Below are 22,814 nucleotides of genomic sequence, written 5' to 3' on the forward strand. Positions count from 1 at the left end.
CCGGCCGCCACCGCCGCCGCGGACCCGCCGCTCGACCCGCCGGTGGAGCGGCTGGGATCCCATGGATTGTGCGTCATGCCGAAGGTGCTGGACTCGGTGAACGGCCACTGCCCGAATTCCGGCATCGCGGTCTTGCCGACGATGACCGCCCCTGCCGCGCGCAACCTGCGCACCACCTCGGCGTCGGCCACGGCAGGCGTCGCATTCGCCCGGGTGCCGAACGTGGTGGCCACACCGGCGACGTGGAACTCGTCCTTCACCGCGATCGGGACGCCGTGCAGGGGTCCGAGCGCCTCGCCCGCGGCGCGCTCGCGATCCCGCTCGGCGGCCTCGGCCCTGGCTTCGGCGTGCAGCACGTGGCTGAAGGCGCCGAGATCCGCGGCCGCATCGATGCCGTCGAGGGTCGCCTCGACGAGTTGTCGCGCCGAAACGAGCCCCTGCGCCAGCAGTTCGCGCTGTTCGAGCACGCCTGACTCGACGACGTCCTGGAGTTCCATCCGCTACCGCTCCTCTCGGCCCCTGCGAGCCGCCACGTATGGCCCCGGCATCGATGCCCGACACCTCGACCGTATGGAGTCGAGCGACCATTCCGCAAGGAACACTCTCGGCGAGCCGGATCGGTTCACCGGCGGCATCCGCCGAGGCCGGGTGGGTGGACGGTCCACCCACCCGGCCTGTTTCCGAGCGGCTGGCGTCAGTGCCCCTCGGAGGTTTGCGGGCCCGCCGGCGCGGCGGAACCGGTGCGCTCGAGCTTGGAGTGCGTGCGCGAGTAGCCGAAGTAGACGATCAGGCCGACGACGAGCCAGGCCGCGAACCTGGCCCAGGTCTCCCAGGGCAGCGACCAGATCAGGTACAGCGAGAACCCGATGCCGATCAGCGGGACCACCGGCATGAACGGCAGCCGGAACTCGCGCGGCTCGTCGGGCCGGGTGCGCCGCAGCACGATCACCGCGACCGACACCACGATGAACGCCATCAGGATGCCGATATTGGTCAGCTCGGCCACCACCGTGATGTCCAGCAAGCCGGCCATCAGCGCCGATCCGATGCCGACGATCCAGGTCACCCTCGTGGGCACCTTCCGGACCGGATGGGTCTTGGCGAACCATTCCGGCAGCAGGCCGTCGCGGCTCATGGCGAACCACACACGGGTCACGCCGAGCATGAAGGTGAGCACCACGGTGACGATGCCGACGATGGCGCCGACCGCGATGATGTTCGCGACGCCGGGCTGCCCGACCGACTCGAAGGCGGTGGAGAATCCGCTGGTGGGGCTGATCTCGGTGTACTTCTGCATGCCGGTCAGTACCAAGGTGGCCAGCACGTAGAGCACCATGGCGATGGCCAGCGAATAGATGATCGCCTTCGGCAGGTGCTTCTTTCCGTCGGTGGATTCCTCGGCGGCGGTGCTCATCGCGTCGTAGCCGAACACGGCGAAGAAGACGGTGGCCGCGCCGGTCCACACCGCACCGGCGCCGAACGGGAAGTACGGGGTGTAATTGGAGCTGTCGATGTGGAACACGCCGAGCACGATGATGAGCACGACCAAGGCGACTTTGATGCCGACCGCGACCGTCTCGAACCGCCCGACGCTGCGGATGCCGCGGGAGAGCAGCCAGGCCGTGCCGAGGCAGAACAGCACCGCGAACACGTCGATCACGTGTCCCTCGCCGGTGCCGGAAGCGCCCATCATCCAGTCCGGCAGCGTGATGTCGACTTCCTCGAGCAAGAACTTGAAGTACCCGGATACGCCGATGGCGACCACCGCGGCGACCGCGATGTACTCCAGCAGCAGATCCCAGCCGATGAACCAGCCCGCGATCTCGCCGAGCGACACGTACCCGTAGGTGTAGGCGGACCCGGCTTTGGGCACCATCCCGGCGAACTCCGCATAACACAGGGCGGCGGCGCCGCTGGCCACGCCCGCGATGAGGAACGAGATGAGCACCGAAGGCCCGGTGACGGAGTGCGCCACCGCACCGGCCAGGGTGAAGATGCCCGCGCCGATGATGCCGCCGACGCCGATCGCCGTGAGCTGCCACAAACCGAGCGACCGCGCCAGCCGCTCGTCGGCGGGAGCGGACTCCTCCTCGATCTCGCCGAGCGGTTTGCGGCGCGTCATCTGGCTGCGTAGCTGCGCGAGGGACATGTACATCCTTTCGTCCACGGCGGTACGCGAAGAGGCAGTAACGCAGATCACATTTCCAGCTGCCTACTCAATACGACCACAGCAGCGCTGTGATCGTTCAGTTGGACAAATAAAGTTCAGGCCGTTTGTGCAGCGCTGCGAACGGCCGCTGCGCCTGATATGCACGCGTCCGTGCAATGGGCGACCACATCGGCCAGCCGCTGCGTTCGAGTGAAGTGAGACCGAGCATTGCCCGTTCGCGGCCCGGCTCTCGTCCGAGTGGCCGCCATGTCCGCGACGAAGTCACCAGCGGCCGTCGCTCGGACGCGAGCCACAAGCGGGGCGCGATCTGTGTCAGGACTCGAAGCCCAAGGGGGCAACAGTGCTCACCCGCCAGCCGCTACCGGAAGCAAGCCTGCCCGACGGACGACCCGCTAACACCCATCAGGGGACGGGAACACGCGCCGCTGCAGATCAGGCACAGATCAGCGGTCCCGGCCGAATGAGCGCAGGAAGAAGGCGATGTTGGCCGGGCGCTCGGCCAAGCGGCGCATGAAGTAGCCGTACCACTGGTCGCCGTAGGGCACGTAGACGCGCAGCTCGTGGCCCGCCGCGACCAGCCGCCGCTGTTCGGCGTCGCGAATGCCGTGCAGCATCTGGAATTCGAAGTCGCCCGAAGCGCGGCCGGTTTCGTGCACATACCGCAAGGCCTCGTCGATGAGCGCGGGATCGTGTGTGGCGACCATGGGATAGCCCTTGCCCTCCATCAGGACCCGCAAGCAGCGCGCGTAGGACTCGTCGACCGCAGCTCGGCTCTGATACGCCACCTTCGCGGGTTCACGGTAGGCGCCTTTGCACAACCGGATCCTCGATCCGGTACCGGCGAACATCCGGCAGTCTTGCTCGGTGCGTTTGAGATAGGCCTGCAAAACCGTGCCCAGCCAGGGGAAATCCAGGCGCAGCTCGCGCACGATCGCCAGGGTCGAGTCGGTGGTGGTGTGGTCTTCCGCGTCGATGGTCACCCAGATGCCCGCGTCCCTCGCGGCGGTGCAGATCTGATGCGCGTGCTCGCGGGCGATGGCATACCCGTTCTGGGGAAGCGATTGGCCCAGCGCGGACAGTTTGAGCGACACCTCCAGCGGTCGCACGGATTGCTCGTCCTCGGCCCGGCCTTTCGACAGTGCCGACAGCAGCCGCAGGTAGTGCGCCACGGTGGTTTGGGCCTGGTCCAGATCGGTGGTGTCCTCGCCGAGGTAGTCGATCGTCACGAGGCGTCCGGAGCGCAGCAGCGCCGCGGTCGTGCGCACCGCGGCGTCCTCGGTTTCGCCCGCGACGAAGCGGTCGACCACCTTCTTGGTGACCGGCATGCGGGTGATCGTGCGCTCGAGGCGCGGGGAACGGGAGGCCGCCAGCACGGCGGGCCGGAGCAGTCCGGAGAAAGCCATCACAGCTCCTGGTGCGGGTAACGGTGGTCGGTCGCGGGAACGAACGTTTCCTTGATCGTGCGAGCGGAGGTCCAGCGCAGCAGGTTCTGCGCCGAGCCTGCCTTGTCGTTGGTGCCCGACGCGCGCGACCCGCCGAAGGGCTGCTGCCCGACAACCGCGCCGGTGGGTTTGTCGTTGACGTAGAAGTTGCCCGCCGCGAAACGCAGCCGGTCGGTGGCGGTCACGACGGCCGCGCGGTCGTCGGCGATGACCGCGCCGGTGAGGCCGTAGGGTGCGCCCTTGTCCACCAGGTCGAGCGTGGACTCGAACGATCCGCGCACCGAATCGTCGTAGACGTGCACGGCCAGGATCGGGCCGAAGTACTCGGTGCGGAATGCCTCGTCGGTGGGGTCGTCGCCGAGCAGGACGGTGGGCTCGACGAAATAGCCGACGCTGTCGTCCGCGTGCCCGCCCGTGGCGATGGTCAGGCTCGGGGTCGCTTTGGCGCGTGCGAGAGCGTCGGCGTTCTTGGCGAAGGCGCGCCGGTCGATGAGCGCACCGCCGAAATGGGTGAAATCCGTGACGTCACCGTAGCTGAGGGCGGCGACCCGGTCGACGAACTCGCGGCCCATCCTGGCCCACACCGACTTCGGGATGAACGCGCGCGAGGCGGCCGAGCACTTCTGGCCCTGGTAGTCGAACGCGCCGCGGATCAGCGCCGTGCTCAGCACATCGGGGTCGGCGGAGCTGTGCGCCACGACGAAATCCTTGCCGCCGGTCTCGCCGACCAGGCGCGGGTAGGTGTCGTAGCGGTCGATGTTCGTCCCGACCGTGCGCCACAGGTGCTGGAATGTCGCGGTCGACCCGGTGAAGTGGATGCCGGCGAGGCGGCGATCGGCGAGCGCGACCTCCGACACCTCGGGTCCCGCACCGTGCACCATGTTGATGACGCCGGGCGGCAGACCCGCCGCCTCCAGCAGTTTCATCGTCCAGTAGGCCGCCACCGACTGGGTGACGGCGGGCTTCCACACGACGGTGTTGCCCATCAGCGCGGGCGCGGTGGGCAGGTTGCCCGCGATGGCGGAGAAGTTGAACGGCGTGATCGCGTAGACGAAGCCCTCCAGCGGGCGATAGTCCACCTTGTTCCACACACCGGGTGCCGAGATCGGCTGTTCCGCCAGGATGCGGCGGGCGAAGTGCACGTTGAACCGCCAGAAGTCGACCAGCTCACAGGGTGTGTCGATCTCGGCCTGGTAGGCCGTCTTGGATTGGCCCAGCATCGTTGCCGCGGCGATGGTTTCGCGCCACGGTCCGGCCAGCAGGTCGGCGGCGCGCAGGAAGAGCGCGGCGCGGTCGGTGAACGACAGCGCCCGCCAACCCGGGGCCGCCGCGGTCGCCGCCGCGATGGCGTCTTCGACATCGCTCACCCCGGCAGTGGTGAGCGTGCCGAGTACGGCGGCGTGCCGGTGCGGCTGGACCACCTCGAGCCGCTCGCCGTGACCGTGCCGATGCTCGCCGCCGATGACGTGATGGATTTCGGTCGGTGTCGCGTCGAGCTCGGCCAGCTTCGCCTGCAGGCGCGCGCGTTCGGCGCTGCCCGGGGCGAAGGTGCCCACCGGCTCGTTGACCGGCTGGGGTGGCGACACGACGTTGTCCATTTGTCCTCCTGTTGGTGGTATCAGCCCTGCGCGCACTAGGTGAATTTCCGGTACGGCGAAGTCAACACCGGAAAACTGCCCGAAGAATGAGTCAGTCGGACAAAGATGGGGCGAGTGCGTTGTCGAGTTGGCCGAAGGATGGACATGGCCGGGGATGAGGAATTGCTCGCGGCGGGCATCGATCTGTTCGGGCTGGCGCAGATGGTCGCGCAGAACGCGGGCGGGATGGTGTCCATCGAGGACCCGTATTCGCACGTGCTGGCGTACTCGGCGTCCGACGAAACCGCCGACCAGTTGCGCGTGCTGTCGATCCTGGGGCGGGAAGGACCGCGCGAGTACCTGACCGTGCTGCGCAAGTGGGGTGTGTACGACCGCATGCGCAACAGCGACGAGGTCATCGACGTGCCCGCGCATGACGAGCTGAACATCAAGCGCAGGCTGGTGATCGGCATCCGGCATCCCGCGGACGCGAATGTCCGCGCTCCGCGAGTGCTCGGCGCGATCTGGCTGCAGCAGGGCGCTGCTCCGTTCAAGCCCGACGCGGCCGAAGTTCTCCGCGGCGCCGCCGCCATCGCGGCCCGCCTGATCTTCCGCAGCCTCGACGCTCCGACCACCGAGGCGCTGCTGATCCGGCGACTGTTCGGCGCGGAAGGCGGCGCGGTCGACGCGACGGCGGTGGCGAGGGCATTGAACCTTCCGTCGAGCGGTCCGGCCGCGGTGGTCGGGTTCGCCCTCACGGCCACCGAGCAGGCCACCACCACCGAGCCCACCGCCCTCGGTGGCATTCTTCGCCTGCGCGCCAGCTCTTTTCGCGCCGACTCGGTGACTGCCACGCTCGGCGACCGCGTCTACGTGCTGCTCCCGGGCTACCGCTCCGCACAGACGGTGACCGCCTGGACACGGCAATTGGTCGAACAGCTGGAAGCGAAGCGCGCGCTGGCGCTGCGGGCCGCGATCGCCTGCCCCGTCCCCGATCTCGCCCGCGTAGCCGACGCGCGAGCCGAGGTCGATCGCGTCCTGGACAGCACCGTCGCCACCTACCCGAAGCATCGGGTGACCACCCTCGCCGAGTCACGGACCGCGGTGCTGCTCGGCGAGGTACTGGACCTCGTCGGCTCGCGCGCCGAACTGCACGATCCACGCCTGCGCGCGCTACTGGACTATGACCGCAAACATTCCGCGAGCCTGCGCGACAGCGTGGAGACCTATCTCCGCGAACACGGTGACGTCCGCAACGCCGCCGCGGTACTGCGCGTGCATCCGAACACGTTGCGCTACCGCATTCGCCGCGTCGAGGAAATCCTCGGCATGGATCTCGGCGATCCCGCCGACCGGCTGTTACTGGAGATTCAGCTCGCGCTGCACCGCCGCTCGGCCGAGCCAGAGACGTGACGGTCGTACGTGATGACCTATGCGGGGCTGTCTTCGCAGGTAGGATGCTGGTGGATGCCAGCGCCGGGACGGTCTGCGTAGAAATCGCCACTCGAGCGCCGGACCCGCCATCACCGCAAGACCTCGACCGGATCTCCGCACTGAAAACAATTCGGGTGAATTCAGGACCAGGGAGGTGAAGGAGCGCCGCATGTCGCCGGTACCGACAGAGAGGTCCAGTTCCACCCTCGTGCTGGTGGTGCTGGCGTCGGGCCAGTTCTTGATGACGCTCGACAGCTCCGTGATGAACGTGTCGATGGCCACCGTCGCCCAGGACGTCGGCACCACGATCACCGGAATCCAGACCGCCATCACGCTGTACACGTTGGTGATGGCCTCGCTGATGATCACGGGCGGCCGGGTGGGCACCATTCTCGGTCGGCGCCGGGCTTTCGGGATCGGTCTCGTGATCTACGGCGCGGGCTCGTTCACCACCGGGCTGGCGCCGAACCTGCCGATCCTCCTGCTGGGTTGGTCGCTGCTGGAAGGCATCGGCGCTGCCCTGATCATGCCCGCGATCGTCGCCCTCGTCGCGGGGAACTTCCCTCCCGAACGCCGGTCCGCGGCCTACGGACTGGTGGCGGCGGCGGGAGCGATGGCCGTCGCGGTAGGACCACTGCTCGGTGGTGCCGTGACCACGTTCGCGTCGTGGCGGTACGTCTTCTTCGGCGAGGTGGTCGTCGTCGTGCTGATTCTGCTGGTTTTGCGCCGGGTCGAGGATGCGCCCGCGGAACGTGTCCGGCTGGATCTCGTCGGATCGGTCCTCTCCGTGATCGGGCTCGGCATGGTCGTATACGGCGTGCTGCGGTCGAGCGAATGGGGCTGGGTGCAGACAAAGGCCGACGGTCCTACCGTGCTCGGTTTGTCGCCTGTCATCTGGCTGTTGATCGGTGGCCTGCTGCTGTTGTATCTGTTCTTGCGGCGGCAGACCTATCTGGTGGCGCAGGGTCGCGACGCACTGGTCGATCCGGCCCTGCTGGCGAACCGACAGCTCGCCGGGGGCCTGAGCATGTTCTTCGCGCAGTTCGCGGTACAGGCCGGGGTGTTCTTCTCGGTGCCGCTATTCCTCTCGGTGGTGCTCGAACTCAGCGCGGTCGAGACCGGGGTGCGGATCCTTCCTCTCTCCATCGCGCTGGTCCTGGCTGCGGCGTGCATTCCCCGGTTCCTGCCGCGGGCCGATCCGCGACGCGTCGTTCGCCTGGGTCTGTTCTCGATGATCGTCGGTGTCCTGATCCTCGCCGCCGGAATGGATCCGGGCGCCAATGCGGGCGTCGTGTCGATTCCGATGCTGTTGATGGGCCTGGGCCTGGGCGCGTTGGCTTCTCAACTGGGCGCCGTCACGGTATCCGCCGTGCCCGATTCGGAGAGTGCCGAGGTCGGGGGACTGCAGAACACCGCAAGCACGCTCGGCGCGTCCCTGGGCACCGCACTGATCGGGTCGATCCTGATCGCCACGCTCACCTCGTCCGTGATCTCGGGCATCGAGAACAATCCGGCAATTCCGGTCTCCGTGCAGGAGCAGGCCACCACGGATCTGGCTGACGGAGTGCCGTTCCTGTCCAACACTCAGCTGGAAGTCGCTCTCGACGATGCCGGCGTCGATGACACCACAGGCGACGCCATCCTCGCGGTCAACTCCGCCGCCCGCCTCGAGGCCCTGCAAGTGGCATTTGCTGTGACCGCTCTGCTCGCGATCGCCGCGCTGTTCGGCACCGGCCTGCTGCCCCGCCGACCGGTCGGCCCACCGGACACGAAGGCCGCGCCCACGAAGAGTTGAACATCAAGCGCTACCACGAAGTCCGGCTGGCGTAACCATCAGGCATCAATCCCAGAGCGCCGCGCGAGGGAGTCGGCGGAAGATCCGCTCGCACGTTGTCATCGACGGTCACCGTGAGCCCTGGGCAGCACTGCGCCAGCTCATCGGCCACGTTCCGGGCGGCTCGGCGCTGGCCCGATAGTCCAGCCGCAGCGCGCCAGATTCAATCTGAATGTGCCGCAGGTCTTGCGTCACCTCCCGGTTCCTCCCGTTGACGACCGGCCCGCTACAGGGCGGTCCCAAGATTGAGCCTGATCCAGGTGGCCGAACGGTTCTATACCGGCGGTCGCCTGCGGGTATGCGTCAGGCGCATATTCGCCAAGTTGGCCGCGCATTAGGCTCGGGGCGCTTCACAAGCTTCAACCGCCGTGGCGCGGCGTCAACGACAACATCTAAGCGAAAGGAAGCACATATGAGTAGCACGACAATCGAAACGCACCAGGACGCAAAGCCGCAGCGGCACAAGGTAACTGGCGACATGCACTTGGTGCTGCGCCGTGGTGACACCGTGCTCTACGGGCAGCGCTACAACACCGGGTTCGAGGACGGCGCATGGCACCTGCCCGCCGGCCACCTGGAGGCAGGCGAATCTGTCGTCACCGCGCTGATCCGCGAGGCGGCCGAGGAGATTGGCGTGACGATCAAGCCGGAGGACGTGCAGTTCAGCCACTTCATGCACAATTCCTCGTCGGGTGGCCGCATGGCTATCTTCTTCACCGTCACCAATTGGCAGGGTGAGCCGGAGAACCGTGAACCCGACAAGTGCAGCGCCCTCGACTGGTTCGCGCTCGACGCACCGCCGGATCGCATGATCGACTACTGCCGGACCGCAATGAAGCACATCGCCGAGGGCACACCGTTCTCGGTCTACGGCTGGTAGTGCTATGACGCTCCAGTCCGGCCCGGTGGTGTGCGCGGGCTACCTGGCGCTGGCGGAGCTGTGGAACCTGCCCCGATTTCCGGCAGCGAACCACGGGGCGGAGATCCGAGCTATTGAGTGGTCGGTAGCGGCCGACGGACCGATGACAGCGGCGGCGCTGGCATCCCTGGGAGCGCCATCGTTGCTTATCTCCAATGACATCGGCGAGGACGAGCAAGGCCAGCACGTTCGCCGATGGCGGTCCGGATGGCCGATGCATCGTGGCATGCTGCTTGGATCGGCCAGCGGGGCGCTCCGGTGCGCACGACACCAGAATGCCCCGCTGCCGACCTTGGCTGAGCTGCAAGCGTTCATCGCCTCGCGCCCGCAATCCGTCGCCAGCTAGAACAACTGCCACTCCTCCAGGCAGCCGATGAGTTCTTGCAGCCTGGCAGGCGTCATCCGCTTGCGGAGCGCATCTTCTGCCGATTCCTGTGTCGCGCCGTACTGCCACCACGCCTCGCCGGTCTTGCGGTCCATCACCAGGAACTTGTCCTTGACCGCCGGGCCGCGGATTACCAGCGACACCGTGTAGGGCTCGGCCACGACAGCGTGAACCATCGTGTGGTGCAGGGCGTAGGTTGTGCCCACCGGCTCCTCACGTGCTTGCAACACCGGCAGTTTCATGGGCTCGATGTGCTCGTCTACCTCGGTATTCCCGAAGAGGTAGTGCCGGTACCGTCCGCGCAGGATGCGGCTGGCGTAGGACCAGCGGTGGTTGTGTGGCCGGTCGAAGTAGCCGGGCAGGAAGACGTGCAGCCGGATGCGCACGCCGTGATCGTCATCGGTGTGCAGCACGATCTTGCCGAGGATGTCGTAGTGCTCGCACAGAGCAAGCAGTTCCGGTCGATCGGGCAGCTGCTTCAGCCGCGTTCGCACGATCCGGGGTTCGGCGGCGAGTTCGTTCAAGGCTTCGCGGCAGTTGAGTTCGACGTCGTCGATGTCGTTCCAGTCGATCCAGCACAGATTTTCAGCGATCCGGTCCATGTCGTCCATCGGTCTCCTCACTCTTCGGGTTTGGCGCTGGACTTCCAGAGGCGGCAGACCGGCACGATGTCGTCGTATGCCTCGCAGGAGGCTTTGCCCATCACCAGCTCCTCGGCGGGGCAGCCGCCCATGCAGGCGCTGGCTTTGCAGCCGCTGCAGGAGCTTTCCGCCAGTGCGCTGGTGAACAGGTCGAACTCGTTGGTGTTGTGGTTGAGCTGGACGTGCCCGTCGACCATCTGGGCGAAGTACAGGTCGGTGTCGAACAGGTATGAGCAGACGTAGCAGCGGCCGTCCGGGAAAATCGAGATCCGGTCCAAGGTCCGGCCGATGCACCCCTGGTAGCCCTCCGCCGCGTAGCGCTCTATCTGGTCGCGCCGGGCATAGGTCGGTTGGTACCAGACTCGTGTTCTATATTCCGGAGCAACCTGATTGAGGTTGTCGCAGAACGTCACCCATTCCGGCGGCGTCATCGCCATCTCGGCGTTGCCGTGGCCGGTGCCGATGGTCGAGAAGACGTGGAACTTCACCAGGCTGACACCCAACAGGTCCGCAATGTCGAGCAGCTGCAACACATCTCGTTCGTTGGCCTTATTCACAGTGCAGATGATCCGGGTGTCGAAACCGCGCTCGGCCAGTTCGCGTGTGGTCTCCATCGCGTCGTCGAAAGTGCCGGCGCCGCGCACGGCATTGTGCGTCTCCCCGCTGCCACCGTCCAAGCTGACCTGTACGTACGCGAAGTCGTCCGGTCCCAGTTGCCGGAACTTCTTGAGCGCGGATTTCTGAGCATTCGTCGTGGTGATGACGTGCTCGTAGCCGAGCTGGCGGCTGAGTCGCACGGCTTCGCAGTAGTACGGATGCAGGGTCGGTTCGCCGCCGAGGAGGGTGAGCTTGCTGCCGCCCAACTTGCGCCAGGTGGTCAGTGTCTCAGCGATCTTCGGCAGTGGCATCTTGAGCGCCCGCTCCAGCCGCTCGCCCATGTAGCAGTGCTTGCAGCGCAGTTGGCAGGCTTCGGTGATGTAGAGGTAGACGTTACGGAAGCGGCCGTAGGCCACGCGGTCGATGCGTTCTGGCGCGGGGAGGTCGATCCGGCGCGGCATGCGGGCGTGGCCGTAGCCATCACCTCGGAGGCCGGGTGTTGGCAAGGGGACAGTCGTCATAGTGATCTACTCCGTGAGATAAGAAGCGGCGCAAGCAGTTCTGCTGCTCCGTCGATCGTGTTGGTGGTGTCGAGCTGGGTGACGGCGATCCCGGAGTCGGTAAAGCCCGCTCGGATTCCGGCTGCCGTGTGGTGGTAGCGCTGCATCCGGGCTTTGAGCAGCCGGGGTGAATCACCACGGCGGGGATGCAGGAGGCCGCCGCAGTGGGCGCACTGCCACGGGTCGTCGTTGCTCGGAATCGCTGGCAACCGCGGATCGGAGATCGGGTCGCGCTCGCAGCGGTGGCAGACCTTGCGATTTCTGGCCCGCTGCTTGAGCGTCTTCGCGTCCGTGACCACTTCAATCGCCTCGATATGTGGCGTCGGCGTCAGCATGCACAGCACCGTGAGGAGTTGGTCGGCCTGGCTGGCAGAGCCCGGAAAGTTGTCGAGCAGGACGGTATGGACGTCCAGGTCGTCGTGGGCAGCGTTGAAGTAGGAGCGCAGCGCCTTGGCCACGGTGAACTCGTCGATCCAGCCGAGTTGTTCGCTGCTGGTCGCCGTCGCGGCCAGCACCTCCTTGGAGACGTGTTCGCGCAGCCGGAATACTCGGCGACCTGATGTCGATCCGAGACGCAGTGTCAGGGTCGTTTTGCCTGCGGCTGGTGGCCCGAAAATCGGAACGACGAGGGTCAATGCCACGGCTTACCCCTTTCCCTAGTGGACTTTTGGGTGACTGGCTAAGGGTCAGCCGACTGCGCGAAAACGACCACGACGCGGGGGTATACGCGGTATGTATGAAACGTATAACGGCCAATGCAAAGCCCTGGTACGGTCACGCGACCAGGGCAAACGGCGCACCAACGCCCAAGAGAACCCAGGGGAACAGAGCATGAAACGGGCATTTCAGGAGCAGCGCTACTGCGCCCGATGTGGTTCCAGGTTGAATCGCTACAACCCCGAACCTCTTTGCGCCCCTTGCGAATCTGCATCTCGCGGTGAGCGGCAACAACCGCCGAGCGTTTCTAGCGACTTTTGGCATACCGACCAGATCCGTGATGCCCTCGCGACCTGGCACATGGGCCGAGTGATCTTCGCCTATCGGACGCATCCGTACCACGGTCGACCACTGCCGCAGGAGCTTGTTGCCAATTGGCTCGAACTGACCCAGGCGCAGCTCAGCCGCATCGAGAAAGGGCCGGCGCCCGAACAGCTCTCGAAGTTGGTGCGGTGGGCACAGATCCTCGGCATCCCGAACGACCTGCTGTGGTTCAAAGTGCCACCGCCCGTCGACGGTGTGGCGGCAGCGCAGCCAGCCGACTCTAGTGGGGCTGGTGAGAATGATCTACTGCTGGCTCGCTGGTTGGCGTCGGATGGAGCCGATGCACCTCCGGTAGGTAGTGCCGACGAGTTGAAACGCATCGGCGCGGCGCTGGACAACGCGCACCGCTACTTCGACGGACCGGTGGTGGATTTTTTCCGCCATCAGCTCGTCCGATGCAAGGCGGACGATGGCACTCTTGGCCCTGCGGCGGCGCTCCCGTTGGTTCTGGGTGTGCTCGGGGCCATTCGCCGGCATAGCCGCGATGCCAAGCCCGAGATTCGCCGTCAGCTACTGGAGGTCGGGGCTGATGGTGCCGAGTTTGCGGGCTGGCTCTACCGAGATCTGCACGATCCGCTGACCGCGACGTTCCTGTATGACCGCGCGATGGAGTGGGCGCAGGCCGCGGGCAGCTTGCCGCTCCAGGGCTACGTGCTGCTCAAGAAATCCCAAATGGCGTACGACACAAAGGACGCGGGCACCGTGATGTCTTTGGCGCAGGCCGCCAGAACCGGACCGTGGCAACTCCCGCCCCGTGCCCAGGCCGAGGTGGTACAGCAGGAAGCGCTGGGCCTTGCTATGACCGGCGAACCGCTGGCCGCGGTCGAACAGAATCTCGGCCATGCTCAGCAGTTGTTATCTGCTGCCGAGGATGCCGATGGTGATGCGCTCGGGGCCTACTTCGATCAGAGCACGCTGCTCGTGCGCTCGGCCTGTTGTTATACCGACGCGGGCAAGCCGCACCAGGCTGTGCAGCTGTTCGGTGATGTGCTGGCGGGCGGCACCCTCTCCAAGCGCGACAGCGGCCTGTTCGGGGCTCGGCAGGCCAAGGCGCTGGCGCTCGGCGGTGAACCTGATGAAGCAGCGACCGTTGCCGCCACGGCGGTGACTGTCGCCAGGGAGACCAGATCCGAGCGCACGATGAATGTGGTGGTGGAGGTCGTTCGGGCGCTTGACCCGTGGCGCAACCGGCCGAGTGTCCGGATGCTCAACGACGTCCTAATGCCGTAGCCACTGCGCCACGATGCCGATGACCTCGGCTTGGTATTCCTGGCTCTTGGGATTGAGGTATTGCGGATCATCATGGACGGCGAAGCCGTGCTGTGAACCGTCGATCTCCACAAGTTCGACAGGTGCGGTGAACTGGGCGACCGCGGCGCGCGAGCCGTCGATCGGCACCAGCGTGTCGGCGTTACCGTGGACGATGAGAGTCGGCGTCTTGATCTCGCCAAGCACCTCGTTCGGCTTCAACCAGAACACTTCGTTCAGGAGCGGGCGGCCGTGCTTGAGCGTCGGTGTGAACTGAATGGCACCAGTCTCGTTCAGCTCGCGGGCGGCTTCGTCGTTGATGACGTTGTCCGTCCAGTACGGCCGGGTGTCGATGGTCCGCTCCTTGTAGTCGAACTGCGGATTGAGCAGCACCAGCCGCGCCAGTTCGTCCGGGCGCTTGGCGGCGTAGTAGCCGCAGATGCCACCGCCGAAGCTCGCACCCAGGAGGCTCAGCTCGTCAGCGCCCGTGGCCTCTCGGAGGTGCGCCAGACTGACGCGGATGTCGTTCAGGATGGTGGAAAGCGTCAGCTCCTCTTGTCGGCCCTCGCTCTCGCCATGACCACGAAGATCGAAGCGGAGCGAGGCGATGCCTACATCGGCCAGGCCCGCGGCCAGGCGAGCGAAGAAGCCGCCCTCCTCGCGGGTGACGCCCCCGCCGTGTACCAGCAGGACGGCACGCGCCGCTGGCTGCTCGGGAGTGGCGAGGGTAGCTGCAAGGTGGAGGCCGTCGAGTGTGCGGATTCGGGTGGTGGCGCTGGCTGAGGGCACTGGATCAGTGAAGCAGAGGTGCGCACCCGCGACCAGGCGGCGCTCACAATGTAGGACGACAGCGCAGATCCGCACCACGGCGCGGATTTCGCCCTGTGTCGCCCGACAGGCCCCGTGTGGGGTTTTGGGAGGCCATTCGGGCGCGTGTAGGCCCCTCAGCCCCGTTCCGGGCGCAGGTGGCGGGCAACGTGGTGCGTTCTACAACAGGAAACTTGGTGCCATGGCGGTGCCATCCATAGCGCGCGGCCAGTGTCTCGGTATGTCGCTCCGGTCATCGTCGCGCCCGACGCGCCGCCCGATCGGACGATTGAGCCCGGTATGCGGGTCCGTGGACCTCGGCCATCCCGATCACCCGGCGCATCGGCGGCCACGGCGAAGGCGGCTGTGCCGTCGGGGTCATCCCCAGTACTCGCCGCGCTTTTTCCGCTCTTCCACATCGGCGAGGTATGCGCTCGCGACCTTGATCGTGTCGCACATCTCCACCGCGACGTCATCGGTGTCGTAGGCAGTGCGGACGAGGGTGATCACCGGAGTCCGATCACCGATCTCGAGCTCGCGCCGCTCATCCGGGGTGGGCATTCGCGCGCCGACTTCCTCAGTGAAACGCTTGAGAACATGCCCGCCCTCCTCGAGTCGGGCGTAGATGCCGCCCGGTCCAGGATCAGGACGCTCGATCGGCGTCCCGGCAGCGAAGGCAAGCGGAATGTAGGAGGTCGCGATCTCCACCGGCTGCCCGTTGGCAAGGTAGCGCCGGGTCCGGACGACGACATCGGTCCCCGGATCGACGCGCAAGCGCTCCGCTACAGATAGTCCGGCCGCAGAGCGACCGACCTGGATGTGATCGACTGCTGGGCTGAAACCCGACTTTTCCGCCTCGACCGTGAACGCCGCTTTTCCGCCCGCGCGATGCTTGCGAGCGAACCGATCGGACGCCAATCGGCGGATCGGCGGATTCGCCCGAACGAATACACCTCGGCCCTGCTGCGCGTACACCAGCCCCTCGCTCCGCAACTCCTGCACGGCCTGTCGCACGGTCATTCGCGCCACACCGAAGTGCCCGATCAGCTCAGCTTCGGACGGCAACTGATCGCCGGGGGCCAACCGAGCCGCCGAGATCGCCTCACGCAACAGATCAGCGATCTGACGGTACGGCGCCCGTGGATCAGTACGATCAACTGCTCCGAGTGGGAACATCGGACCCCTTCAACGACTAATATGCCCAGACAACTAGCTTAGGCTGTGCCCGTACCGGACTGCCCGAACAGCGAAACCAGTGGGAGCACGGATGGCGGATCTGCCCAAGCATTCGGTCAGCGTCTCTGGCATCGTCACCGATGCTGACAATCGCGTGCTCGTCATACGCCGCGCGGACAACGGTCGCTGGGAAGCCCCCGGCGGAGTACTCGAGCTCGGCGAAAGCCTCGAGGATGGAGTCCGTCGAGAGGTCGCCGAGGAAACGGGAATCAGAGTCCGCGTCGACCGGCTCACCGGCGCGTACAAGAATCTCGCCGGCGGAATCGTCGCACTCGTCTTCCGCTGCACCGCCCAAGAGGGAGCAGCACACCCCACCGATGAGGCACACGAGGTCAGGTGGATGACGCCAGCCGAAATCCGCGCCGCAATGGTGCCCGCATTCGCAATCCGGGTCCTGGACGCCCTCGAAGAGGGCCAGCCGCGGGTACGTAGCCACGACGGAATCAATCTCATGGACTCGGACCCGGGTCGACTCGAATCGACGACGCAGGGAAAGAAGCTGCCGTGATCGAGGCCGAGCGCAGCGATCACCGCCGCACTCAACCTCGCCCACGTTCATCCCCCGCGCCTCCCCGCCAATCGTGGTAGGCACCCGACGCCGGGGCCTCCTGCACCCAGTCGGCGGCAACACCTGCACAACTAGCTTCAGGCCGCACCAAGCGCGCCGGGATGAGGAGCCTGGCCGCTCACCCCGCCGTCGGTGCCGATGTCGACGTTATGAGCAGGGCCACAAGGTATTTGCCCTAGCAAGACAACGGGGCAGGTTAGATCAGTTCTTCGGTGCGAGTTCTGGAGCGATCCCGAGCCGCCACGCGAGGCCGCGCAGGTCACGTCCGCCGGCTTCACGACGAGCTGAGCGTAGGACGTCGGCCACGGCTTCGCGCGCGAGTACGTCGGCGTGGACACGTTGCGGCGCAAGGTGTTCGGCTCGCAGAAGTAACGGTACCCCCTTGGTTCCCGGCCCGCGTATGAGGGGCAGGGAAGAAACGTCGAGCTTCACCGCATCAGTGTGGCGTTCGTCGATCGTACTTACGGGAATCGCTTCGCGATCGCCGCCGTGATCGCGTCCGGTGCGTGTTCCTGAATGAAGTGTCGCGCGCGGGGCAGCTCGACTATGTCCAGATCAGTGAAGGCGGTACGCATTCGTGGGATGTAGGAGTTCGGACGGAACGCCATGTCCCGCATTCCCCACACCAACAGGGTTGGCTTGTCGCCGAGCAGGACGGGCACGTCCCGGGCGAGTTGGTCCAGCAGCGGGCGCGTGGCGCGAATTTCTTTGGGCATCACAGCGAGTCCGCACCGGGCTTCCGCGGTGGGCTGTACCGCGCGGTAGTGGTCGGCCTCGGTCGCGGTGAGTTTGCGCCCCAGTTCTGCGAGCAGGACGCGCTCGACCAGGAAATTTTGTTCGAGTATCCGCCGCTGCATCGGACGGCTGCTCATGATCATGCTGAAAGCCCGATTAGCCATTGCTTCGGTCGGCCAGAACAAGGTGTTGCCCAGCACGATCCCCCGCACCCGATCCGCGTGCGCGGTGGCCGCGCCCAGACCGATGGGTCCGCCCCAATCGTGTCCCATCAGAACGAAGCCGTCGAGCTGCAGGTGGTCGATCAGCTCGCCGAGGACCGCGGTGTGCTCGGCGATGGTGTAGCCGAAACCCGCAGGACGTTCGGACAATCCGAATCCCAGGTAGTCGACGGCGACACATCGGTACCGGTCGCGCAGGTCCTTCACGATGTGGCGGTAGAGGAAGCTCCACGTCGGAGCGCCATGACAGAACAGGATCGCTGGTCCGGTCCCCTCGTCGATGTAGTGCACCCGGCCGACGGACGAGTCGAACCAGCGCGACTCGAAAGGATACAGACTCCCGTCGGGAACAAAGTCGATCAGCATCAGGCCCCCTCTCCGATGCCAGGCTACCTCTGGTACACCCGAAGCACGTGGCAGCCTCCACCGAAATGGCCGTCTCCGGATCGGAGCTGCCGCAGACCGCTGCGCTTACGAATCGATCGCAAGCGTTCCCCGAGATCTGCGCTCATGGTCCGAGGCTACGACTGGACTTGCCCTCCGGCGCGGTTTCGGGCATTCTGGGTGGTCACGGGTGCTCATAGCACACCGGTTCTGGCTACGGGGGCAGTTCACCCAGCCGCCAAGTTCTCAGCACTGTTTGTGCGATCCCGGTTCATCCTCGGTTACCTGGTGCCGCTACCGTTTCCGGTACGCGGAAAAGGAGCCGGCGGCATGGAGTTCCGACATCTGGTTTCGTTCATCACAATCGCCGAAGAGCTGCATTTCGGCCGCGCAGCGCAGCGCTTGCACCTCACGCAGCCCAGTCTCAGTGCCCAGCTGCAGAAGCTGGAGAAATCGCTCGGCGTGCAACTGGTCGCACGCAACTCGCACGAGGTCAAGCTGACCCCTGCGGGCCGGGAGTTCGAGAGTCAGGCCCGGCTCATCGTGGCGCAGCTCGACCGCGCGGCTCAGGCCGCGAAGGCGACCGCCGAAGGGCGGGCGGGCACCCTCACTATCGGCTACAATCTTCCGGCCAGCAGGCACGTGCTGCCGGAGGCGCTCACCAGGATGACCGAACGGCACCCCGACATCGTGGTGTCGCTGTGGGAGAAGCGCACCGGCCCGCAGCTGGCGGGGCTCACCGACGGGTCATTGGATCTGGCTCTCGTATACGGGCATCCGAGCACGACCGACTTCCGGTACCGGCGGCTGCTGCACCGTGTGCCGCTTGTCGCCGTGGTCGGGCGCAGGCACCGGTGGGCCGACCGGCCCGGGGTCCCGTTCGCCGAACTGGAGGGCCAGGACTGCGTGCTGTTCGCCCGCGAGCAGTGTCCGGCCATGTACGACTCCATCTTCCGGGCGGCGGCGGACACCAAGATCTCGCTCGCGATCACGCACACCGCCGACGATCCCGGTGCCACCGCGCACATGGTCTCGGTGCGCCCGCTGGTCGGGTTCGCCTCGCTGCCGCGAGCGATCTCGATGGGCATGGGCGCTCCGGGAAGCGCTTCGGTCGCGGTGAAACTGTTCGATCCGGTGCCGACCCTGGATTTGTACGCGGTGTGGCGTGCGGACGAGTCGAATCCGGCCGTTCACTTTTTCTTGGACTGCGTCGATTCCCCGGAACCGGCGCATATCGATATTGCCCGCGCGGTGTCGGCCTGACCACGTCGATAGGTGATGACATTCGCGCGGTAGGAAACTCGATACCGACAGACCTGTAATTCGGTGCCGGCGATCAGAATTCGACATTGTGAACACAGTGTCTGTCTCCGCGGTCTCGGTCAGTGAAAATGGATTCGACCTTTCGGACACCGCGAGTTTGTACTCGGTGATTTCCGGCGCCGCCGCCGACCACCCGGATCGGCTTTCGCTGTGCGATGCCGACGGAACGCGACTCACCAGCGCCGAGGTCGATCGCCGGGCCAGGGCGCTTGCCTCGGCGCTGGCCGCACGCGGTATCGCGGCAGGCGATCGGGTCGCCGTGCTCGGCCGCACCAACCTGGCCTGGGCGCTGCTGGATTGCGCGCTGCTGGCGATCGGGGCGGTGGTCGTCCCGGTGTATCCCACCTCCTCGCACAGCCAGATCGAGCACATCCTGCGCGACAGCGGCAGCGCCCATTTCGCCGCCGAGAGCGCCGAAGACGCCGAACGGCTGCGCGCCGCGGGCGCGGGGGAGGTCTGGACCTTCGCGAATATCACGGAATGGGCTGCCGGACAGGTCGATCCGGGACTGCAAGACCGCATCGACGTCGTGCGGCCCAACGACCTGGCGATGATCGTGTACACCAGCGGCACCACGGGTGTGTCCAAGGGATGCCTGATCACCCACCGCAACATGTTCGTGTCCTCGGCCAACACGGTCCGTCAGACCGGGGATGTGTTCGACGGGACCACCGTTCTGGCCCTGCCGCTGTCGCACGTGTTCGGCCAGACCATCCTGTTCGCCTGCCTGTTCGGCGGCAGCCGCACCCACCTGCTGCCGGGCATACCGGACCTGGTGCCCGTGCTGCCGACGCTGAAGCCGACCTTCCTGGCCATGATCCCGTACGGCATGGAGAAGATCCGCAAGTATTGCCGCACCCTGCTCAGCGAGGCCGAGGAGCGGGAAGCGGTCGAGCGCGGTCTCGACCTGATGCGCGCGCGGAAGACACCGGACCCCGTGCCGCACCCGGTGGCGGCCGCGCTCGGCGGCGAGCTCAGATACGTCATCTCCGGCGGCGCCTCGCTGGACGACTCGACCGTCGGGTTCTACGCGGCCTTCGGCGTGGTGCTGCTGAACTGCTACGGGCTCACCGAAGCCGCCACCGCCGTGACGGTCAGCGCCCCGGAGACCAACCAGCTGGGCACGGTCGGCAGGCCGATCCCGGGCACGTCGGTGGCTATCGCCGAGGAAGACGGTGAGGTGCTGGTCGGGGGCCCGCACGTCTCGCCGGGCTATTGGGGCGCGGCCGCAGGCCAGACGGTGGTGGACGCGGAAGGCTGGCTGCACACCGGCGACATCGGGGAACTCGACGACGACGGCTTCCTGCGGATCACCGGCCGCAAGAAGGAGATCCTGGTGACCTCCGGCGGCAAGAACGTCGCCCCGACACCGCTGGAAGACCGAATCCGGCTGCATCCGTTGGTGTCCAACTGCATGGTGCTCGGCGACGGCCGCGACTTCGTCGCCGCGCTGGTGACCCTGGACCCGGTGCAGGTGGAACGCTGGCGCGCCGCCGAACCGGACGGCGATCTCACCGCCGCCATCCAATCCGCCGTCGACGACGCGAATTCTCTCGTCTCCCGCGCGGAATCGATTCGCGCATTCCGGGTCGTGGACGGTGATTTCACGGTCGAAGACGGATTGTCGACTTCGTCACGAAAACTGCGCCGCGCCGCGATCGCCGACGCATATGCGGCGGATATCGAACTGCTGTATTCGGCGCCGCGACCCGCACGATAGCCGCGGCCGATCGGCCGATGAATCACGGCCCGCCGCGGTGGTTGTCCGCGCGCGGCGGCCACAGACTCGAAATCGGAATTCGACTACCGGAAAGTGATGCGAACAATGTACGACGTCATCGTTGTCGGAACCCGGGTCGCGGGCTCCCCCCTGGCCATGCTGCTCGCCAGGAAGGGCTACCAGGTGCTCGCCGTCGACCGCGCGAGCTTCCCCAGCGACACCCCGTCGACCCACTACATCCACCAGGCCGGGCTCGGCTTCCTGAAGTCCTGGGGCCTGCTGGACGAGGTCGTCGCCACCGGGTGCCCGCCGATCCGGCACCTGAACTTCTCCTACACCGACATCGTCATCAACGGCATGGCCGACCCGTCCGCCGACGGCATCGACGCCGTCTACTGCCCGCGCCGCACGGTGCTGGACAAGATCCTGGTCGAGGCCGCGGGCAACGCCGGTGTGGAGGTCATCCAGGGATTCACCGTCTCCGAGCTGGTGTTCGACGGCGACCGTGTGGCCGGCATCCGCGGCGCGGTCGGCGACGGCGCCGAACAGGAGTTCCGCGCGAAGTTGGTGGTCGGCGCCGACGGCTCGAACTCGATGGTGGCCAAGGCGGTCGGCGCGCAGGAGTACGAGGGCTCGCCAGCGGCGTGCTTCATCTACTACTCCTACTACGAGGGCGTGGACTGGGGCATGCACCACCGCACCGGTTTCGGCGAGCAGCAGTTCGCGTCCTGGCCGACCAACGACGGGCTCGCGCTGGTCGCGGTCATGCGCAAGCGGGACCGGTTCCGTGAGTTCCGCGCCGACCCGGACGCCGGCGTGCAGGAGATCGTGACGCAGATCGACCCGGAAATCGGTGCGCGGCTGCGCGATACCGGCAAGCGGGTGGAGCAGTTCCGCCCGATGCTGTACCCGGACAACTACCGCCGTCAGTCCTACGGCCCCGGCTGGGCGCTGGTCGGCGACGCCGCCTACCACAAGGACCCGTTCACCGGCTGGGGCATCACCGACGCGTTCAAGTACGCGCAGCTGCTCGCTGATCTCGTGGATGAAGGTTTGTCCTGCGCCCGGCCAATGGACGAGGTGATGGCCGAGTACCAGCGCGAGCGCGACGCGCAGAGCGCGAGCACTTACGAACTGACCCAGAGCATTTCGGAGCTCTCGCTGACCCCGTACTACGACTCGGTGTTCCGCGCGACATCGATGGACGCCGACTACATCAAGAACTTCTTCGGGCTGATCGCCGGAATCTACTCGCCGGACAAGTACTTCGGCGAGGAGGAGCTTGCCGCCCTGTACGAGAAGGTGAACTTCCCCACGGCGGCCCGGCACATCACGAAGGACGGAGTCACCGCATGAGTGCCCCGGTGCTGACCGCGCTGGGCGACAGCTTCGTCGAAGGGCGCGGCGACTGCGCGCCCGGCGGCGGCTACCGCGGCTGGGTGCCGCGTCTCGGCGGCCAGCTCGGCCTGCGACCCGCGGCGGTGCGCAACTTCGGCGAGCACGGTGCCACAACCAGCGCGGTGCTGGAAGCACAACTGCGCGGGGCAGTTTCGGCTCGGTCCAGCCTCTACGGCGTCGTGGTCGGGGTGAACGATCTGGTGAGCGAATTCCACGCGGATCGGTTCGCGCGCAATATCGCCGAGCTGTTCGGCACGCTGCGCGCGAGCGGTGCGACGGTCTTCACCGCCAGCTACCCCGACATCCCGGCCCGCCTACCGGTGCCGGACGGTTTCCGCGCACTGCTGCGCGAACGGTTCGTCTTCGCCAACGCGGTGCTCGCCGACGTTGTCGCCGACACCGGCACGCTACTGCTCGACATCGCCGCCCAGCCCGAATGGGAAAGGCCGGAGGTATGGACCGCCGACGGCCTGCACCCGAGTTCGCTCGGCCACCGCCTGTTCGCGGCGGGTGCCGCCGAGCTGATCGCGTCGAGCACCGCGACCACCGTCGCCGCTTGATCTTCCACCCGGTT

At 66.5% G+C, this 22,814-nt stretch carries 20 protein-coding genes; 10 read left to right on the plus strand and 10 right to left on the minus strand.

The genetic code is table 11. The features are described 5' to 3' along the window. The 4 genes from NA4_RS24955 to pruA all read right to left on the minus strand — a co-directional run. Positions 1-497: amidase family protein (locus NA4_RS24955; protein ID WP_245671578.1), on the minus strand; the 497-nt coding region annotated here is incomplete at its 3' end. A gap of 197 nt (positions 498-694) precedes the next feature. Beyond that, complete coding sequence (locus NA4_RS24960) at positions 695-2,149, minus strand: amino acid permease (protein WP_157129285.1); 1,455 nt, start codon at positions 2,147-2,149, stop codon at positions 695-697. 464 nt (positions 2,150-2,613) lie between these two features. Then, positions 2,614-3,573, minus strand: coding sequence for a proline dehydrogenase family protein (locus NA4_RS24965; RefSeq protein ID WP_067474747.1), 960 nt, complete (start codon positions 3,571-3,573; stop codon positions 2,614-2,616). Beyond that, on the minus strand, positions 3,573-5,210 hold the full coding sequence (gene pruA, locus NA4_RS24970; protein WP_067474750.1) for an L-glutamate gamma-semialdehyde dehydrogenase: 1,638 nt from the start codon (positions 5,208-5,210) through the stop codon (positions 3,573-3,575). Before pruA ends, NA4_RS24965 begins: the two co-directional genes overlap by 1 nt. A gap of 144 nt (positions 5,211-5,354) precedes the next feature. Here pruA and NA4_RS24975 point away from each other — a divergent pair, with 144 nt between their 5' ends. The 4 genes from NA4_RS24975 (at position 5,355) to NA4_RS24990 (ending at position 9,722) form a co-directional block, all read left to right on the plus strand. Then, positions 5,355-6,602: a PucR family transcriptional regulator gene (locus tag NA4_RS24975; protein ID WP_067474803.1), complete on the plus strand. Its 1,248-nt coding sequence runs from the start codon at positions 5,355-5,357 to the stop codon at positions 6,600-6,602. A 190-nt stretch (positions 6,603-6,792) separates the two neighbouring features. Then, on the plus strand, positions 6,793-8,418 hold the full coding sequence (locus tag NA4_RS24980) for an MFS transporter (RefSeq protein WP_067474806.1): 1,626 nt from the start codon (positions 6,793-6,795) through the stop codon (positions 8,416-8,418). Positions 8,419-8,869: 451 nt separating this feature from the next. Beyond that, positions 8,870-9,337 carry an NUDIX hydrolase gene (locus NA4_RS24985; protein ID WP_067474753.1) on the plus strand — a complete coding sequence of 156 codons (468 nt, stop codon included), beginning with the start codon at positions 8,870-8,872 and terminating at the stop codon, positions 9,335-9,337. 4 nt (positions 9,338-9,341) lie between these two features. Further along, the gene (locus NA4_RS24990; protein WP_067474756.1) at positions 9,342-9,722 is read left to right on the plus strand and encodes a hypothetical protein; all 381 of its coding nucleotides are present in this window, start codon (positions 9,342-9,344) and stop codon (positions 9,720-9,722) included. On the opposite strand, the gene NA4_RS24995 is transcribed toward NA4_RS24990, so the two are convergent. The 3 genes from NA4_RS24995 to NA4_RS25005 are packed head-to-tail and all read right to left on the minus strand — an operon-like array spanning position 9,719 to position 12,074. Continuing rightward, positions 9,719-10,372, minus strand: a complete 654-nt coding sequence (locus NA4_RS24995; protein WP_067474759.1) for a hypothetical protein — start codon at positions 10,370-10,372, stop codon at positions 9,719-9,721. The two genes, NA4_RS24990 and NA4_RS24995, sit on opposite strands and share 4 nt — an antisense overlap. 8 nt (positions 10,373-10,380) lie before the next feature. Beyond that, complete coding sequence (locus NA4_RS25000) at positions 10,381-11,520, minus strand: radical SAM/SPASM domain-containing protein (protein ID WP_067474762.1); 1,140 nt, start codon at positions 11,518-11,520, stop codon at positions 10,381-10,383. Then, entirely contained in the window at positions 11,517-12,074 is a 558-nt protein-coding gene (locus NA4_RS25005) for a hypothetical protein (protein ID WP_245671579.1), read from the minus strand. The genes NA4_RS25000 and NA4_RS25005 overlap by 4 nt, the downstream gene beginning before the upstream one ends. A 502-nt stretch (positions 12,075-12,576) precedes the next feature. On the opposite strand from NA4_RS25005, the gene NA4_RS25010 reads away from it, so the two are divergent. After that, on the plus strand, positions 12,577-13,830 hold the full coding sequence (locus NA4_RS25010) for an NsdA family TPR-like regulatory protein (protein ID WP_245671582.1): 1,254 nt from the start codon (positions 12,577-12,579) through the stop codon (positions 13,828-13,830). Here the strand turns inward: NA4_RS25010 and NA4_RS25015 are convergent. Both NA4_RS25015 and NA4_RS25020 read right to left on the minus strand, forming a co-directional pair. After that, on the minus strand, positions 13,819-14,637 hold the full coding sequence (locus NA4_RS25015; protein WP_067474768.1) for an alpha/beta hydrolase: 819 nt from the start codon (positions 14,635-14,637) through the stop codon (positions 13,819-13,821). The genes NA4_RS25010 and NA4_RS25015 overlap by 12 nt on opposite strands. A gap of 396 nt (positions 14,638-15,033) precedes the next feature. Next, positions 15,034-15,831: a GntR family transcriptional regulator gene (locus NA4_RS25020; protein WP_067474771.1), complete on the minus strand. Its 798-nt coding sequence runs from the start codon at positions 15,829-15,831 to the stop codon at positions 15,034-15,036. Positions 15,832-15,922: 91 nt separating this feature from the next. On the opposite strand from NA4_RS25020, the gene NA4_RS25025 reads away from it, so the two are divergent. Continuing rightward, positions 15,923-16,399 carry an NUDIX hydrolase gene (locus NA4_RS25025; protein WP_067474773.1) on the plus strand — a complete coding sequence of 159 codons (477 nt, stop codon included), beginning with the start codon at positions 15,923-15,925 and terminating at the stop codon, positions 16,397-16,399. Positions 16,400-16,920: 521 nt separating this feature from the next. Here the strand turns inward: NA4_RS25025 and NA4_RS25030 are convergent. Beyond that, on the minus strand, positions 16,921-17,781 hold the full coding sequence (locus NA4_RS25030; protein ID WP_067474775.1) for a haloalkane dehalogenase: 861 nt from the start codon (positions 17,779-17,781) through the stop codon (positions 16,921-16,923). A 348-nt stretch (positions 17,782-18,129) separates the two neighbouring features. Between NA4_RS25030 and NA4_RS25035 the strand changes: the two genes are divergently transcribed. The 4 genes from NA4_RS25035 (at position 18,130) to NA4_RS25050 (ending at position 22,800) form a co-directional block, all read left to right on the plus strand. Beyond that, positions 18,130-19,062 carry a LysR family transcriptional regulator gene (locus NA4_RS25035; protein WP_067474777.1) on the plus strand — a complete coding sequence of 311 codons (933 nt, stop codon included), beginning with the start codon at positions 18,130-18,132 and terminating at the stop codon, positions 19,060-19,062. An 88-nt stretch (positions 19,063-19,150) separates the two neighbouring features. Further along, positions 19,151-20,842, plus strand: coding sequence for an AMP-dependent synthetase/ligase (locus NA4_RS25040; protein ID WP_245671580.1), 1,692 nt, complete (start codon positions 19,151-19,153; stop codon positions 20,840-20,842). A 96-nt stretch (positions 20,843-20,938) separates the two neighbouring features. Continuing rightward, positions 20,939-22,198: an NAD(P)/FAD-dependent oxidoreductase gene (locus NA4_RS25045; RefSeq protein WP_245671583.1), complete on the plus strand. Its 1,260-nt coding sequence runs from the start codon at positions 20,939-20,941 to the stop codon at positions 22,196-22,198. Next, entirely contained in the window at positions 22,195-22,800 is a 606-nt protein-coding gene (locus NA4_RS25050) for an SGNH/GDSL hydrolase family protein (RefSeq protein WP_067474794.1), read from the plus strand. Before NA4_RS25045 ends, NA4_RS25050 begins: the two co-directional genes overlap by 4 nt. The last annotated feature ends 14 nt before the right edge of the window (positions 22,801-22,814 follow it).

It is taken from the genome of Nocardia amamiensis NBRC 102102, from assembly GCF_001612745.1.
GTDB classification, from domain to species: domain Bacteria; phylum Actinomycetota; class Actinomycetes; order Mycobacteriales; family Mycobacteriaceae; genus Nocardia; species Nocardia amamiensis.